The sequence below is a fragment of the Microbacterium helvum genome, assembly GCF_014779795.1.
Classification (GTDB): domain Bacteria; phylum Actinomycetota; class Actinomycetes; order Actinomycetales; family Microbacteriaceae; genus Microbacterium; species Microbacterium helvum.
On sequence record NZ_JACXZS010000010.1, the window covers coordinates 40,026 to 56,268 of the forward strand.

Genomic DNA, 16,243 nt, shown 5'->3' on the forward strand with positions numbered 1-16,243 from the left:
TCAGCTCTCTGGTCGGTGACGACGCTCGGGCGCGGCGACGTCGAACCAGGCGACGTACTGCAGCGCGAACGCCAGGGGGAAGATGTGGTCGGCGATGGGTGCGGGCAGATGGCGCTCCGCCCGTTCCAGCCGGTAGCGCACGGTGTTGCGGTGCACGACGAGCGCGGCCGCGGTGGCGTCGACGCTCATCCCGTGCTGCAGGTAGACCTGGACGCTCTCGCGCAGCACACGCCGGCTCGGCCCGCCGCCGGCGAGATCGCCGAGGGTGCGCCGCACGACCCGGTCGGCGGCATCCGTCCGCCCGCCGACCAGGCACAGCACGTCGACGTCCTCGTACCGGGTGAACGGGTGGTCGCCGCCCGCCGACTCGACGAGCGCCTGCACGGCACGGGCCTGCTCGTAGCCGATCCGGAAGCCGTCGACGCCGGGCACCGGCGAGCCGACGGCCGCGTTGATGGCGGCCGGGACGTCCAGGGCGGTCGCGGGCACAGCGTCGTGGCCGTTCGGCAGAGCGATCCAGCACCACACCTCGCGACTGCCGGCCACGACCGTCAACGGCGGCGGAGCGCCCAGCTGCTCGGCGACGCTGCGCGCGGCCTCGCGCAGCGTCGGAAGCGTGTGGGCCGTCGCCTCGGTGACCCAGAAGATGACGCACAGCTGAGTGCGCTCGATCTGGTGGCCGAGCACGCGGCCGGCCGCCTCGCGCTCGACGGGATCGCCGGCGAGGATGGCGTCGATCAGCTCACGACGGCGTGCCGCCGCGCCGTCGAAGAACTGGCCGCGCTCGGCATAGAACACCTCGATCAGGCGCTCGGTCATCTCTTCGACCCACGCGCTCGACAGTCCGTACAGGTGGACGAGGACCTCGTCGCGGGGCGGGTCGCCGGGGCCGAGGCCGGCCACGAAGCGGGTGAAGAAGTCCCACAGGGCCTGCGATGCGATGCGGTAGACGTTCAGCAGCACCGTGAGGTCGAGGCCGCGCCGGACGATCGACTGCGCGAGCGCGATGGCCTGCGGGGTCAGCGTGAACGTGTACCCGTCGCCTGAGAGTCCGCCGAGGAACCCGATCCACTGCGACCGGGTGCTCTGGTGAAGATCCTCCATGAGGGCCGGGTCGCGATGGATCTCGGGGATGCCCCCGCTGATGCGCTCGTCGACGAACGTCACGAACTCCTGGACATGCTCGGCCTCGCGCGCCGTCACCACATAGGCGGCGACCCAGTCCTTCACCGTCGTCGATCCGTCTTCCGGCACCGCGCCCGCGGGCGTCCCTTCGTCGGGCATCCCGACCCCCGATCCTGTCTCGCTCACCCTACGACCGGCGTGCGCCGCCGGTGCGTCGGCGGCGTCGACGATCGAGGGCCGGGACGCCGCCATCAGCCGGCCGTGGTCGCGGACGCCGTCAGTCGCGCGGCGTCGCGCACGGGTCGGGCGAGCAGCACGAGCACCAGCGCGCCGACCACGAAGAGCGCCGCGGCGATGAGGAACGCAGTGTTGTAGCCGCCGGGCGCGGCCACGCCGGCCGCGTCGACGAGCTTGCCGGTCAGCGCGGGGGCGATGATCCCCGCGAGGCCGATCACACCTGTGACGGTGGCGATGCTCGCCGCGCGCTGGCTGAGCGGCGTGATCTCGGCGATGAGCGTCATGCCGATCGCGATCTGCACGGTGGCGAACGAGAAGCCGACCGTCAGCAGCGCGACCTTCACCGGGACTGCCGGCGCGAGGATCATGCCGACGAGGCTCACTGCGGCGATGGTCATGAACACCGCCGAGAGCAGCACGCGAGCGCCCCGCGACGAGACGCCGCGCTGCATGAGCCGGTCGCTGACGACCCCCTGCACCGGGATGACGATCGCGCCCATCAGCCAGGGCAGGATGACGAGCAGCCCGGAGCCCGTGGTGCCCAGCTGCAGCGGCCCGCCCAGGTACAGCGGCACCCAGGCGACGAGCTGGGCCAGGCCCCAGTAGGCGGCGAAGCCGGCGATGAACACGGCGATGCCCGTCCCGCTGAGGAAGATCCTGCGGTACGGCACCCGCGTGATCGAGGCGACGAGCACCTCGCCCGAGTCCGCCGTCGTCGATGCGGCCGCGACACCGGCGTCGCCGTCGCGTCCCCAGATCATCCAGACCACGCACCAGGCGGCGCCGATGACGGCGAGCAGGACGAAGGCCGAACGCCACCCGTGGTTCGTGATCATCCACGTCAGCAGCGGCGCGAGTGTGACCACGCCCAGCGCTGCGCCGAGGTTGATGAGCGACGTCGGCAGGTTGCGCTTCTGGTCGGGGAACCAGCGCTGCACCGCGTTCACGGCCAGCGGGTTCGCCGGGCCTTCGGCGGCGCCCAGCACGATGCGGCTGACCAGGATCAGGCCGAGGCCCGACGCCATCACCACCGACACCTGGCTGAGGGCCCACACGGCGGCGAGGATCAGCAGGATCAGGCGGTTCGACACGCGGTTGGCCACGAACCCGACGACGATCGACGAGACGCTGAACAGCAGGTAGAACGCGCTGGACGCCAGCCCGTACTGCGTCGCCGTGAGATTCAGCTCCTCCATGATGGGCGCGGCGGCGAGGCCGAGGACGGCCTTGTCGCCGAAGTTGATCAGCATGAAGACGATCAGCAGGACGGTGATCGTCCAGGCTCGTCCTCTGCTGCCGACGCGCGTGGCGCGGTCGGTGGGCACGGTTGAGGTCATGTGCACTCCGTTGTGACTATCGGGGGGATGGATGCCGGCGGCCGATGCGGTCGCCGGCACGGGAACGCGGCACGTTCCACGTCGAGCGGGCCGCCGCCGCTGCGGCGACGGCCCCGGGTGCGGGTTTCAGCGCGCGGACGCCGACCGGCTGTCGTCGAGGATCAGGTCGGCCGCCTTCTCGCCGATCACGATCGCCGGGGCGTTCGTGTGGCCGCGGATGATGGTCGGCATGATCGACGCGTCGGCCACGCGCAGACCTGTCACGCCACGCACCCGCAGCCGCTCGTCGACGACCGACCCGGCGTCGGTGCCCATGCGGGCGGTGCCCACCGGGTGGTAGAGCGTGTGGGAGTGGCGCTCGAGCGCGACGACATCGCGCTGTTCGCGCGTGAGTGTCTCGCCGCCGGCCGGCTGGATGAACCTCTTCGACGACACGGCCCGCATCGCCTGCGAGTCGAGGATGTCTTCGCACACCCCGAGCCCGGCGAGCATGGCGGCGCGGTCCTTGCCTTCGGGATCGCTCAAGTAGTTGGGGTCGATCAGCGGCTTGTCGAACGGGTCGGCCGTCGCGAGCGTGATCGTCCCGGTGCTCTCGGGCTGCACCAGGATGGCCCCGACCGAGACGCCGTGGCCGTCGTGGCCGACCAGCCCCTCGCCGATGAAGGCGACGGGGCCGAAGATCAGCTCCACATCGGGCAGCTCCAGCTCGGGGTTCGAGCGGATGAACGCATACGCCTCGCCGACGTTGGACGTCAGCATCCCCTTCTTCTGCGTCAGGTACTTGACGAGCTCCCCGGGCTTCTCGGCCGTGAACAGCGTGTCGCCAGGCGCCTCGACGGCCAGCAGCGCGACGAGGTGGTCGCGCAGGTTCTTGCCCACCTCGGGCGAATGCGCCACGACCTCGATGCCGAGCGTCTCGAGCTCGTCGCGGTCGCCGATGCCCGAGAGCATCAGCAGCTGCGGCGTGTTGATCGCACCGCCCGAGAGGATCACCTCGCGCGCCGCGCGCACGCGCCGGGTGACGCCGTCCACCACGTACTCGACGCCGACCGCGCGGCCGTCTTCGAACAGCACGCGCGTCGCCTGGGCGCCGGCGCGCACGACGAGGTTGGGCCGCTTGCGCGCGGGGTGGAGGTAGCCGTTGACGGTGCTGAACCGCGAGCCCTTCGACTGCGACACCATGGTCTGGCAGGCGCCCTCCTGGTTCATGCCGTTCGCCGGGACGGTAGGGATGCCGACCTCGGCCGCACCCCGCAGGAATGCGGACGTCGCCGGGCGCGGGCTGCGCTGCGACTGGACCGAGATCGCCCCGGCCCGGCCGGTCGGGGCTGCCGCATCGGTCGGGGCCGAGGCATCCACGTTCTCCACACGAAGGAAGTACGGGACGAGTGCCTCCCACGACCAGCCCTCGCCGGCGGCTTCGCCCCACGCGTCGTAGTCCTCGCGGAAGCCGCGCACCCACATCATCGCGTTCATCGAGGACGACCCGCCGAGCATCTTTCCGCGCGGCCAGAACACCCGGCGATCGGCCAGCGCCGGCTGCGGCTCGGTGTCGTAATCCCAGTCGAGCTCGGTGCGGAAGAGCTTCGAGAACGCGGCCGGGATGTGGATCTCCATCTTCTTGTCGACGGGACCGGCCTCCAGCAGCAGCACGCGATGCGCGCCGCTCTCGCTCAGTCGCGCGGCCAGCGCGGCGCCGGCCGAACCGGCGCCGACGACCACGTAGTCGTGCGTCTCGGTGCGGGTCTGCGCGGGCGTCGACGACGCCGTGGCGGGGGCGGTCATGCGACGACCTCCAGCGCGCGCAGGTCCTTGCGGAGGATCTTGCCCGCCGCCGACTTCGGGATGCTGTCGATCATCGCGACCTCTCTGACCTTCTTGTGCGGCGCGACGCGCTCGGCGACGAACGCGATGACGTCGTCGCCGTCGAGCTCGGCCCCCGCCTGCAGCACGACGAACGCCTTGGGGATCTCCTCGCCTTCGGCATCGCGGCCGGCGATCACCGCGGCATCGGCGATCAGCGGGTGCGAGACGAGCACCGCCTCGAGCTCTGCCGGCGCGACCTGGTAGCCCTTGTACTTGATGAGCTCCTTGAGCCGGTCGACGACGGTGACGAGGCCGTCCGCGTCGACGGTCGCGATGTCGCCGGTGTGCAGGAACCCGTCGGCGTCGATGGTCGCGGCCGTCGCCTCGGGGTTGCCGAGGTAGCCGACCATGATGTTCGGGCCCTTGCAGAGCAGCTCGCCCGGCTCGCTGACGCCTTCGGCGGGCACCTCGATCTCTGCCCCGGTCAGGGTGTCGATCAGCTTGCACTCCACATTGGGGATGGTGATGCCGACACTGCTGAGGGCGATGTCGTCGCGGTCCAGCGGGATCACGTGCGAGACCGGGCTCATCTCGGTCATGCCGTAGCCCTGACGCATGCGGCATCCGATCCGCTCGGTGACAGCTGCGCCCACCTTGCCGTCGAGCGGCGCAGCGCCCGAGGTCATCGTGTGCACGCTCGACAGATCGTACGAGTCGACCAGCGGGTGCTTGGCGAGTGCCAGCGCGATCGGCGGGGCGATGAACACCAGGGTGCACTTCTCGTCCTGGATCGTGCGCAGGAACTCGGGCAGGTCGAACCGCGGCATGGTGACCAGGGCCGCCCGGCGCGCCAGCGCCATGTTCAGCAGCACCGTCATGCCGTAGATGTGGAACAGCGGCAGGACGGCGAGCACGCGGTCGTCGTCTTCGATGCCGACGAGGTCGCCGCACTGCACGACGTTCGCGACGAGGTTGCGGTGCGTGAGCATCACGCCCTTCGGCCGGGCGGTGGTCCCCGACGAGTACGGCAGCACCGCGAGGTGCGTCGCCGGGTCGATCGTGACGTCCGGCGCGGCGTGCTGCTCGGCGAGCAGTTCGTCGAGCGAAGGGTGCCCGTCGGCACCGTCGATCGCGATCACGCGTTCGTCCGGGATGCCGGCGGCCGCGGCCCCCTCGCGCGCCTGACCGAGCAGGGCCGAGGTCGTGAACAGCGTGGTCGCCCCCGAGTCGGTCAGCTGCGAGGCGAGGTCGGATGCCGTCGCCATGACGTTCACCGTCGTGGCCGTCGCTCCCGCGCGCAGGATGGCGTGGAACACCACGACGAATTCGACGGAGTTCGTGGCGTGGAGGCCTACCACGTCGCCCGGGGCGACACCGCGGGCGGCCAGCGCGCCGGCGACGGCGTCGATGCGCGCCTGCAGCTCGCGGTAGGTCGTCGCCGCGCCGCTCGGGCCGTCGACGAGCGCGCAGCGCTCGCGGTCGGCCTCGGCGAGGGAGCCGAAGAGGAAGTCGTACACGGTGACGTCGGGGATGACGACGTCGGGCAGGGGGCTGCGGAACATCGCAGAATCTCCTTCGATTCGGGTTCGGGGGGGTGGGATTCAGGCGCGGAAGGCGGCGGCGAAGACCGCCGGCATCCGCATCCATCCGGGGCTCGTCGCGTACTCGGTCAGACGGCGTCCGGTGGCGGCCGCCGAGCGCGCCGTGACGAACCACGGCGGCTTCGGGAAGAGCGTCATCTCGCCGTGTGCGACGGAGCGGGGGAAGGGGCGGAACGGACCGGTCACCACGGTGCGCTCGGGGTCCTCGATCAGCAGGGCATTGTGGACCACGCCGCGGCCGCTCTGGATGTCGTCGAGGGTGTGCCCGGGGAAGGCGCCCCACGGCGCCGTCGCGGTGAGGAATCCGACGCCGGTCCACGCGTTGACCGCGATCGTGCCGTAGCGCAGTGCGGCGACGGCTTCGCGGAATCCCTCGCCGAGCGCCTTGCGGTCACGGGGGGCGATCAGGATGTTCGCTCCGAGGGTGCCGACCAGCTTCTCGTTCGCGTGTGCCACCGCGCCGTCGAGGAAGGCCTGCCCCGAGCCCGGCACCTCCACGACCCCGAGCACGGGCGCGAAGCACTCGGTGTTCTCGATGACGTCGGGCGCGGCTGTGGCGCGCACGAGCAGGCGCCCGCCATCGGGTCCGAGTGTCGTCGCGGACGGGTACGCCGCCTTCGCGGCAGCCAGCCGCTGATCGCTGCCGGGGTACCAGGGCCGGCGTGCGGGGGCGCGATCGATCGCCCTGCTCAGCTCGGCGAGGAACGCCTCCTTCTGGGGCCAGTCCTCGCTCACGATCACGACCTGCCCGGCGATGCAGTTGTAGCCGCCGTTGTGCAGGCGCATGGTCGCGATGTGCTCGGCCTGGTACGTCAGATCCCGCGTCGTCCACCGCCCGGGAACGACGATGACCGGGGCGACGCCGCCGAGCTCGCTGGTGATGGGCTTGTCGAGCAGCGGGGTGCGGGCGGCCTTGCGGCGGCGCCCCTCGTCACCCGGACCGTAGACCACGACGTCGTGCGTGGCCGCACTGCCGGTGATGTGCACGTGGGCGATACCGGCGTGATGGGCGAGGTAGCCGCCGACGTCGCCGCCGCCCTGCACGATGCGCAGCACGCCGAGCTCGATCAGCGGCGCCAGCGCCCTGCGGTAGGGCCCCTCCATGTCGGCCATCACCGGGTTGAGCTTCAGCAGCACGACGCGGTTGTCGGCGATGAGCTGGTACAGCACGTCCAGCGGGGCGATCGAGGTGATGTTGCCCGCGCCGAGCACGAGCCCGACGCCCTGGGTGAGCGACGGCCGGCGCGAACCGAGGCCCGCACGAGACCGGACCGTGCTTGCGGCCACGCCCGGCGGCATCCAGACCTCCGCCGAGAAGCCGTTGAGCAGGGTCCACTCGTGCGCGTCCTGCGGGAGGATCTTGACCGTGGTGCGGTTGCCCGGTGCGGTGCCGAACGGGGTGCGGGCCAGCGGGCTCTCGCGCCGTGCGAGCGCGGCGAGGCTGTGCGCGAGCGTGCCGGCGCCGGCGAGCACCGGGTAGGGCCCCGAGATCCACTCCTCGCCCATGGCGGTGGCGTGCGGGTCGATTCCCTTGATGGTGCCCGCGACGGCGGCCCACTCCTCCGCCGCGTCGGCGACCGCGGCGTGCACCCTGCCGAGGAGCGCGGCTCGCTCGGCGAGCGAGGTGCGAGCCCACGCCTTCTCGCCCTGCTGCAGCTCGGCGATGACGGCGTCCAGCTCGCGTCGCCTCGTCTCGGTGAGCGACGACGTCTCGGCGGGAGCGGACGGCGCTGTCGACTCGATGATGGTCATGGGATCTCCTTCGATCCCGGATAGTCTGCGCACCGCCGCAGCGCGACGGAATGGCGGGAATTCCACACTTGCCGAGCAGCCTTGTGCGTGGTGCACAACCCTGGCACGGAGGCTCACCTGGCACGGAATACATCCAGTTCCATGCGGTTGCATAGACGTGGGCCGATGGCGTCCCGCCACATCGCACGACAGCAAGGAGACGCCACATGTCCGCCCTCAGCACCCGCACCGCCGAGACCGACGCCCCGATCATCGACGTCCTGGCCGAACGCTGGAGCACCCGCATCTTCGACCGCGACGCGGTCATCGACGAAGGGTCGCTCGCGAGCGCCCTGGAGGCGGCCCGCTGGGCGCCGACCGCCGCCAACACCCAGGCGTGGCGCGTCATCGTCGCCCGCCGCGGATCGGCCGCGCACGCGACCGTGCTCTCGTCGCTGGCCGGGTTCAACAGCGCGTGGGCAGGGGACGCCGCGGCCCTCGTCGTCTTCGTGGCCGAGACCGAGCGCGACGGCAAGCCGATGCTGTGGGCGCAGTACGACACCGGTCAGGTCGCCGCCCACTTCACGGTGCAGGCGCACGCGAACGGCCTCTCGACCCACCAGATGGGCGGCTTCGACCGCGAGGCGATCGCGGCCGGCTTCGGCCTCGGCGCGGAGTTCACTCCCGTCACCGTCATGGCGGTCGGCGAGCTCGGCGACATCCGTCAGGCGTCGGACGAGCTGCAGGCGCGCGAGAACGCGCCCCGCGTGCGTCGGCCCGTCGCCGAGTCAGTCCTCGTGGACGACTGACCCAGCCCCGGTTCGAGGAAGCGGATGCCGCCGTCCCAGGCTGGGACGGCGGCATCCGTTCTTCCGCAGGGCGCGCAGGGTCAGTCGTCGAGCAGCTCGGCCTCGATCACCTCGTCGGTGTCGTCAGCGGCGGCGGACTCGGGCGCTGCCGGGCCGTCGCTCGTGAGCACGAGCTGCGAGCCGTCGGCCGCGACGTCGACCCGCACGACGTCGCCGTCGCGCACGCCGCCCGACAGCAGCGCCATCGCGAGGCGGTCCTGGATCTCGGACTGGATCAGCCGGCGCAGCGGCCGGGCGCCGAACACCGGGTCGTAGCCGCGCTCGGCGAGCCACGCACGCGCGTCGGGGGTGACCGCGAGGGTCAGTCGACGGTCGTGCAGGCGACGCTGGAGCGCGTCCACCGTGAGCTCGACGATCTGCGCGAGGTCGTCCTCGCTCAGCGCCGAGAACATCACGACGTCGTCGAGGCGGTTGAGGAACTCGGGCTTGAACGCCTGCCGCACGATGGCCATGACGGACTCGCGCTTCTGCTCGGTCGACAGCGTCGGGTCGATGAGGATCGGCGAGCCGAGGTTCGACGTCAGGATGAGGATCACGTTCGAGAAGTCGACCGTGCGGCCCTGACCGTCGGTGAGACGACCGTCGTCCATGACCTGCAGCAGCACGTCGAACACCTCGGGGTGCGCCTTCTCGACCTCGTCGAGCAGCACGACCGAGTACGGCCGACGGCGCACGGCCTCGGTGAGCTGGCCGCCCTGCTCGTACCCGATGTACCCGGGAGGGGCGCCGACCAGGCGCGAGACCGAGTGCTTCTCGCCGTACTCCGACATGTCGATGCGCACCATGGCGTGCTCGTCGTCGAAGAGGAACTCGGCGAGAGCCTTGGCGAGCTCGGTCTTTCCCACACCGGTCGGGCCGAGGAACAGGAACGAACCGGTCGGCCGTCCCGGGTCGCTGATGCCCGCGCGGGAGCGCCGGACAGCGTCGGACACCGCCTTGACGGCATCCTTCTGCCCGATCAGCCGCTTGCCGAGCTCGGACTCGAGGTGCAGCAGCTTCTCGGTCTCGCCCTGCAGGAGGCGCCCGACCGGGATGCCCGTCCACGCGGCGATCACGGCCGCGATGTCTTCGTCGGTCACCTGGTCGTTGACCATCCGGTCGCCGGCGGGCTCTTCGCGCTCGGCCTCGACGAGCTGCCGCTCCAGCGCCGGGATCTCGGCGTACAGCAGACGCGACGCCTTCTCGAGGTTGCCCTCGCGCTGCGCGCGCTCGGCCTCCATGCGGGCGGCGTCGAGCTTGGTCTTGAGGTCGCCGACGCGGTTGAGCGACGACCGTTCGCGCTCCCACCGCGCCTGAAGCTCGTCGAGACGCTCCTGCTCCCCGCGCAGCGTCTCGCGCAGTGCGGCCAGGCGCTCCTTCGAGGCGTCGTCCTTCTCCTTCTTGAGCGCGAGCTCCTCCAGCTTGAGCCGGTCGACGTGGCGGCGCAGCTCGTCGATCTCCAGCGGGGCCGAGTCGATCTCCATGCGCAGCCGCGACGCGGCCTCGTCGATCAGGTCGATGGCCTTGTCGGGCAGCTGGCGGCTCGGGATGTAGCGGTGCGAGAGCGACGCGGCGGCCACGAGTGCGGCATCCGCGATGGCGACCTTGTGGTGCGCCTCGTACCGCTCCTTGAGTCCGCGCAGGATCGCGACGGTGTCTTCGACCGACGGCTCGCCCACGTACACCTGCTGGAAGCGGCGCTCGAGCGCGGCATCCTTCTCGATGAACTCTCGGTACTCGTTGAGCGTGGTCGCGCCGATGAGCCGCAGCTCGCCCCGCGCGAGCATGGGCTTGAGCATGTTGGATGCCGCGACCGAGCCCTCGCCGCCGCCTGCGCCCATGAGCACGTGCAGCTCGTCGATGAAGGTGATGATGCGCCCGTCGGACTCGGTGATCTCTTTGAGCACGCTCTTCAGGCGCTCCTCGAACTGGCCGCGGTACATGGCACCGGCGACGAGCGCCGAGATGTCGAGGGTGACGAGCTCTTTGTTCTTGAGCGACTCGGCGACGTCGCCCGCGACGATGCGCTGGGCGAGGCCCTCGACGACGGCGGTCTTGCCGACGCCGGGCTCGCCGATGAGCACGGGGTTGTTCTTGGTGCGGCGGGTCAGCACCTGGCTGACGCGCCGGATCTCGCTGTCGCGCCCGATGACGGGGTCGAGCTTGCCCTGCCGGGCGCGGTCGGTGAGGTTGATGCCGAACTGCTCGAGGGCGCTCTGCGCCTCCTCCTGTCCGGGCTGTTGCGTGGCGTTCATGTGTCTCCTGAAATCTGTGAGACTCAACGTGGCGATTCAAAGTTGAGTCGTGATGGCTCAAGTTTATCAAGAGAGGGATGCCGCGGCAAGACGCGTCAGCTTTCGCGGGGTCCTTCCCGCCTCTCTTCTCGGGGCTCGCGCGGTTCGTCCCGCAGCTCGTCGCGTGCGTCGTCATAGGCACGGCGGAGCGCGGCGCCGACCCACTCCGAGCCGCGATAGAGGTTCGCCTCGCCCATCTCGGCGCGCAGGCCGCCCGCCTCGAGCTGCCGGATGACGCGCGCCTCGCTGACCACGAGCTTGAGGCCGGACTCGGCCGCCCGCAGTTCGCGCGCGTAACGGCGCAGCACCTCTACGAACGCGAGACCGACCTCGTCGACGCCGCGCAGACGCACGATCACGATCGAGCGCGTCGACTCCACGGTGACCGCGGGCAGCTGCCTCTCGAACGTGGGTGCGCTGGCGAAGAAGAGGCTGCCGTAGGGCTGCAGCACGACGATCTCGTGCGGCGGGATGCGGCGCGGCGGATCGATCTCGCGCATGCGCCCGTCGTCGGCGAAGACCACGCGCCGCACCCGCACGCGGTTGGACTGCTGCGCGACGAACATGATGATGCCGAGGCCGACGCCCGCGAGCACGGCGAACTGCAGCGGGATGAGCAGGGTCAGCACGAACGTCACCGCCATCACGACCGTCGGCAGCGGGCCGCTCTTGATGACCGAGTAGACGCGGCTCGGCTTCACCGCGGTCACGCCGACGACGATCAGCAGGCCGGCGAGGGCGGGCATCGCGATGTAGGCGACAAGCCCCGAAGCCAGCAGGATGACCAGCGACATCACGGCACCGGCCACGAAGTACACGAGCCGCGTGCGCGCTCCGGCCGCGGCGACCAGGGTCGAGCCCGACGACGACCCGCCGACCGGCATCCCGCGGAAGATGCCCGAGACGATGTTGCCCGCGCCCTGCCCGATGAAGTCGCGCGACGTGTCGGCGGGCTTGCCCTGCACCGGGATGCCCGCCGAGACCCCGGCACCCTGCACCATCGCCACGAACGCGAGCGAGATCGCGGGAAGGATCAGGAACACGACGTCGTCGAGACTCGGCAGCACGGGCGCCGGCAGCGACCCCGGCACCGCGACGAGGTCGCGCAGCAGGACGACCGGCGTGCGCACCCACAGGTCGAGCATCACCGCCGAGATCGAGCCGACCACGACCGCGACGACCATGCCCAGCGCACCCACGCGGGTGTTCTGCAGCAGCACGATGATGAGCACCGTGATCGCGCCCACGACGAGGGCAGGGATGCTCCACTGCACGATGTGCAGTCCCAGGTCGATGGTCTTGGCGATGCGGTTGTCGCCCTGCGCCGCGTACCCGGTGAAGTTCGACAGCTGGCCCAGCACGATGTTGACGCCGACCGCGGTGACGAACCCCGTCATGACGGCGGTCGGCACGAACCGCACCAGCCTGCCCGCGCCCAGCAGACCCGCGACGACGAGGATGATCCCGCTCATGATCGTGAGCGTGTAGAGCGCTCGGTCGGGATCCGCGAGGGTCTGCAGTCCGGCGTCCGACACGATGAGCGCCATGGCACCGGTCACCTGGACGGTCATCAGGGCGCTGCTCGTGAACAGCGCCGCGCCCATCATGCCGAACAGGTGTCCGTAGAGGCCCGCGAGCGGGTTGAGCCCCGACAGCAGCCCCTGCGCCAGCCCGTCCGGCACGCTCTCGACGCCGAGCGTCAGACCCGCGACCAGGTCCTTGCGCAGCGTCTTGCGCGAGAACCACGTCCGCGGATTGAGCCCCACGCTGACACGCTAGCGAACAGGCGCCCGCCTGTCGCGGACGCGCCTCGCCGTGCGCTCCCTCGCCGTGCATTCCCTCGCCGAGCGCTCCCTCGCCGAGATCAGGAGATCTCGCGAAGACAGGCCGTTTCTGCAGAAGACGTCCTGCGCTGGCGAGATCTCCTGATCTGGGAGAACGGCCCGGGAGCCGTCAGGCGACGGATTCGAGAGTGGATGCCGCAGCCTCTGCCGCACCGGCATCCACCGGCTCCTCGCCGACGACCACGTCATCGGTGCAGGCGAACCGGGCGCGGTAGGCCGTCGGCGTCGTGCCGAGCACGCGCGCGAAGTTCTGGCGAAGCACGGCCGCCGATCCGAATCCGCTCTCGTAGGCGATGCGGTCGAGTCCGAGGTCGGTCTTCTCGAGCAGCCGCTGGGCGTGGATGATGCGCTGCCGCGCGAGCCACGCCGCGGGCGTCGCACCGTGGTCGGCCTTGAATCGGCGCGCGAACGTGCGCGGCGACATGTGCGCCTTCGCCGCGAGCTGGTCGACGGTGAGGTCGAGGCGCAGGTTGTCGAGCATCCAGTCGGTGACCGGGGCGAGCGACAGCGACGTGGTCGCGGGCAGCGGGCTGGCGATGAACTGGGCCTGGCCGCCGTCCCGCTGCGGCGGCACGACCATGCGGCGCGCGATCTTGTTGGTGAGCTCGGCGCCGAGCTCCTGCCGCAGCAGGTGCAGGCACGCGTCGATGCCGGCGGCGGTGCCGGCGCTCGTGATGATGCGGCCGTCCTGCACGTAGAGCACGTCGGGGTCGACATCGATCGAGGGGTACATCGAAGCCATGACGTTGGCATACATCCAGTGCGTCGTCGCCCTGCGTCCGTCGAGCACCCCGGCCTCGGCGAGGATGAACGACCCGCTGCACACGCTCAGCACCCAGGCGTCGCGCGCGGCCGCGGCGCGCACCGCGGACATGACACGCGGATCGGTGTGACCCCAGTACTCGCGCGGCGTGGGGCACACGACCACGAGATCGGCCTCGTACGCGAACGACAGGTCGTGCTCGACGTTGAGCGAGAAGCCGAGCTTCGAGCGGACCACGCCGGGGTCTGCCGTGACGACGCGGAAGTCGAAGTTCGGCACGCCGTCGTCCGACCTGTCGAGGCCGAAGGCCTCGCACGCGACCCCGAACTCGAACGGTGCGAACCCGTCGACGACGATGCAGGCGACGGTTCTCATGCAGACCTCCGATGCGGATTCGGACGAACTCCAGTGTGGCAGTTTTCGTGCGATGTGTGTCAATCCTGCCACTCGTGGCAGTCCTACCGCAAGCGTAGCGTTTCTGCCATGTTCCTGATCATCGTTCTCGCCGGCCTGGCGGCTTGGGCCCTCACGTCGACCGCCCTCGCACTCCGCACCGACGGCTACCGCCGCGTGCCCACCGACCGCACTCGTCTGCCCTGACTCTCCTCGGGCTCTCCGCCGCCCGAGCCGCCGCACTTCTGCACGATGCGCCGCACACCGGTGGCGCAAGTGTGGCAGATCACGCCGGAGCGCGGCGGCTCACCCGGCGGGACCCGTGCGAACGTCGCTGCGGCACCCTAAGCTCTGGCACGTGACGACTCCCCCGAGCACCCCCGAAACTCCCCACGACCAGCCGATCCCGGCCGACACGACGGCGTCGCAGCCGGGACCCGCCGCGACACCCGCGCCTGCTGCCGCGAGCCCCGCGCAGCCTGCGCCGCAGTCCGACCCCACCGCCTTTCCGGTCTACCCCAGCACACCGGACCCGAACGCGGCATACCCGAACGCGGCATACCCGAATGCGCAGACGTACCCGGCGCAGAGCTCCCCCGGCGCCGCGGCGACCGCGCCCGCACGGCCGAAGAACACCCTCGGTCTCGTCGCGCTGATCATCGCGATCGCGACGCTCGTGCTGTCCACCGTGACGCTCGTCACTCAGGCGGCGATGATGCTGCAGCCGAACTACAACTACGTGCTCGTCAACCTCGTGACCACCGTCTTCACGAGCATCGGCGGCCTGCTTGCGCTCGCTGCCGTCGTGCTGGGCGCCATCGGACTGGCGAAGAAGGGCGCGCCGAAGGGCGCTGCCGGCATCGGGCTGGGCATCGGCGTCGCGACGATCTGGGCGATCCTGGGCAACCTGATCTACAGCGGCATCCTCAGCATCGTCTACGGCTGACACGGGCCGTCGCGCCGGGCGGCCCCGTCAGGCGGTGACGCGCTCGTAGACGTCGACCATCGCCGCCGTGCGGGACGATTGGCGAAACCGCTCGCGGACCGTCGGGTCGGGCGTGCGCGGCGACCCCGCGGAGATGTCGGATGCCGCCGCCCGCAGCGCCTCGGCGAGCGCCGCGATCGACGGATCGGCGCCGGGACCGTCGCCCACCGGCCAGTACCCGCTGCCGAGCTCGGCGGCAAGGTCGGGATCGCTCACCACGGCGGGAGTGCCGAGCGAGGCCGCCTCGAAGATCGTCATGCCCTGCGTCTCGAAGCCGATCGAGGTCTGCACGACCGCATCCGCCGCGGCGATGCGCCGCAGCGTGTCGGCGTACGGCATCCGGCCGGCGAACGTGACGGCGGCGCGCGGCCTGAGCCTGCCGACCAGTCGCTGTGCCGCCCGCTGCTGACCGCCGCCGCCGATGATCTCGACCTCGGCGTCGACGCCCGACAGCGCGAGGGCTTCGAGGAACGGCAGCAGCCGCTTCTCGGGGCTCATCCGCCCGAGCCACACGAACCGCGGCGGGCCTGGTGCGCGCTCGGCCGGCGCCGCGAGGAGCGCCGCCTCGAGAAGGTCGTCGTCGATGCCGTTCCAGATGACGTCGACGGTCGGATCCGTCGGCGGCGCATCCAGATGGGGAGGGATGCCTCGTCGGCCCTGGGGCACCGCACCATGCGCCTCGAGACGCCGGGCGAAGTGCGTCGACGGCGCGGTGACGGCATCCGATCGGCCGGCGAACCGGCGCAGGTACGCCCAGCCGTCGCGCCCCACCGGCTTCGCCTCCATGAACACCCCCAGCGCCCGGCGCTGCCACGCGTTGAGCACGCGCAGCACGAGCCCCGGGAACGGCGCCGTGGCCTCGATGCCGACGTCGACGCGGTTGTGCATCGTGTGCACGACGGGCAGGGCGTGGCGCTTCGCGAACCGGTGGCCGATGAACGCGCCCCAGAAGTCGGCCTGCACGTGCACGACATCGACGAGCGGACGGCCGGTGTCTTCGAGCAGGCGCCGGAGGGCGGCATCCACTCGTCGATCCGTGCGCGCGCCCGGCCAGGTCATCGAGTACTCGCGGTCGAACGTGATCGGGATCGACGGCAGATCGAGATACGACGGATCGGCCGCTGCCCCCCGCGAGCGGGCGCGGCCATGACGGGCCGGCGCCACGATCGTCACCGTGTGCCCGGCCTTCTCGAGGAATCGCCGCTGCAGGCGCATCGACACCTGGGCCCCGCCCAGCGTCTCGGCATGCTGGTCGCCGAACATCAGGACGTGCACGGCG

11 protein-coding genes are annotated in these 16,243 nt (G+C 71.0%); 2 read left to right on the top strand and 9 right to left on the bottom strand.

The features are described 5' to 3' along the window. The 5 genes from IF188_RS14795 to IF188_RS14815 form a co-directional block, all read right to left on the bottom strand. Positions 1 to 1,377 (bottom strand): PucR family transcriptional regulator, encoded by a 1,377-nt coding sequence (locus IF188_RS14795; protein ID WP_224751920.1) that lies wholly within the window; start codon positions 1,375 to 1,377, stop codon positions 1 to 3. Beyond that, a complete protein-coding gene (locus IF188_RS14800) occupies positions 1,377 to 2,699 on the bottom strand; it encodes an MFS transporter (protein WP_191172577.1) in 1,323 nt (440 codons plus the stop codon). Before IF188_RS14800 ends, IF188_RS14795 begins: the two co-directional genes overlap by 1 nt. Before the next feature lie 126 nt (positions 2,700 to 2,825). Next, positions 2,826 to 4,484 (bottom strand): GMC family oxidoreductase, encoded by a 1,659-nt coding sequence (locus tag IF188_RS14805; RefSeq protein WP_191172578.1) that lies wholly within the window; start codon positions 4,482 to 4,484, stop codon positions 2,826 to 2,828. Beyond that, positions 4,481 to 6,067: an AMP-binding protein gene (locus tag IF188_RS14810; protein WP_191172579.1), complete on the bottom strand. Its 1,587-nt coding sequence runs from the start codon at positions 6,065 to 6,067 to the stop codon at positions 4,481 to 4,483. Before IF188_RS14810 ends, IF188_RS14805 begins: the two co-directional genes overlap by 4 nt. A gap of 39 nt (positions 6,068 to 6,106) precedes the next feature. Beyond that, the gene (locus IF188_RS14815; RefSeq protein ID WP_191172580.1) at positions 6,107 to 7,858 is read right to left on the bottom strand and encodes an aldehyde dehydrogenase family protein; all 1,752 of its coding nucleotides are present in this window, start codon (positions 7,856 to 7,858) and stop codon (positions 6,107 to 6,109) included. Positions 7,859 to 8,064: 206 nt separating this feature from the next. Here IF188_RS14815 and IF188_RS14820 point away from each other — a divergent pair, with 206 nt between their 5' ends. Further along, positions 8,065 to 8,646, top strand: a complete 582-nt coding sequence (locus IF188_RS14820) for a nitroreductase family protein (protein ID WP_191172581.1) — start codon at positions 8,065 to 8,067, stop codon at positions 8,644 to 8,646. 80 nt (positions 8,647 to 8,726) lie between these two features. Here the strand turns inward: IF188_RS14820 and IF188_RS14825 are convergent, their stop codons facing one another. The 3 genes from IF188_RS14825 to IF188_RS14835 form a co-directional block, all read right to left on the bottom strand. Beyond that, entirely contained in the window at positions 8,727 to 10,940 is a 2,214-nt protein-coding gene (locus IF188_RS14825) for an ATP-dependent Clp protease ATP-binding subunit (protein ID WP_191172582.1), read from the bottom strand. Between the two features lie 95 nt (positions 10,941 to 11,035). Beyond that, positions 11,036 to 12,745: a SulP family inorganic anion transporter gene (locus IF188_RS14830; protein WP_191172583.1), complete on the bottom strand. Its 1,710-nt coding sequence runs from the start codon at positions 12,743 to 12,745 to the stop codon at positions 11,036 to 11,038. Positions 12,746 to 12,932: 187 nt separating this feature from the next. Further along, complete coding sequence (locus IF188_RS14835) at positions 12,933 to 13,961, bottom strand: GlxA family transcriptional regulator (RefSeq protein ID WP_191172584.1); 1,029 nt, start codon at positions 13,959 to 13,961, stop codon at positions 12,933 to 12,935. Between the two features lie 376 nt (positions 13,962 to 14,337). Between IF188_RS14835 and IF188_RS14840 the strand changes: the two genes are divergently transcribed. After that, a complete protein-coding gene (locus tag IF188_RS14840; protein WP_191172585.1) occupies positions 14,338 to 14,925 on the top strand; it encodes a hypothetical protein in 588 nt (195 codons plus the stop codon). 27 nt (positions 14,926 to 14,952) lie between these two features. Here the strand turns inward: IF188_RS14840 and IF188_RS14845 are convergent, their stop codons facing one another. Beyond that, positions 14,953 to 16,239 carry a glycosyltransferase family 4 protein gene (locus IF188_RS14845; protein WP_191172586.1) on the bottom strand — a complete coding sequence of 429 codons (1,287 nt, stop codon included), beginning with the start codon at positions 16,237 to 16,239 and terminating at the stop codon, positions 14,953 to 14,955. Positions 16,240 to 16,243: the final 4 nt, after the last annotated feature.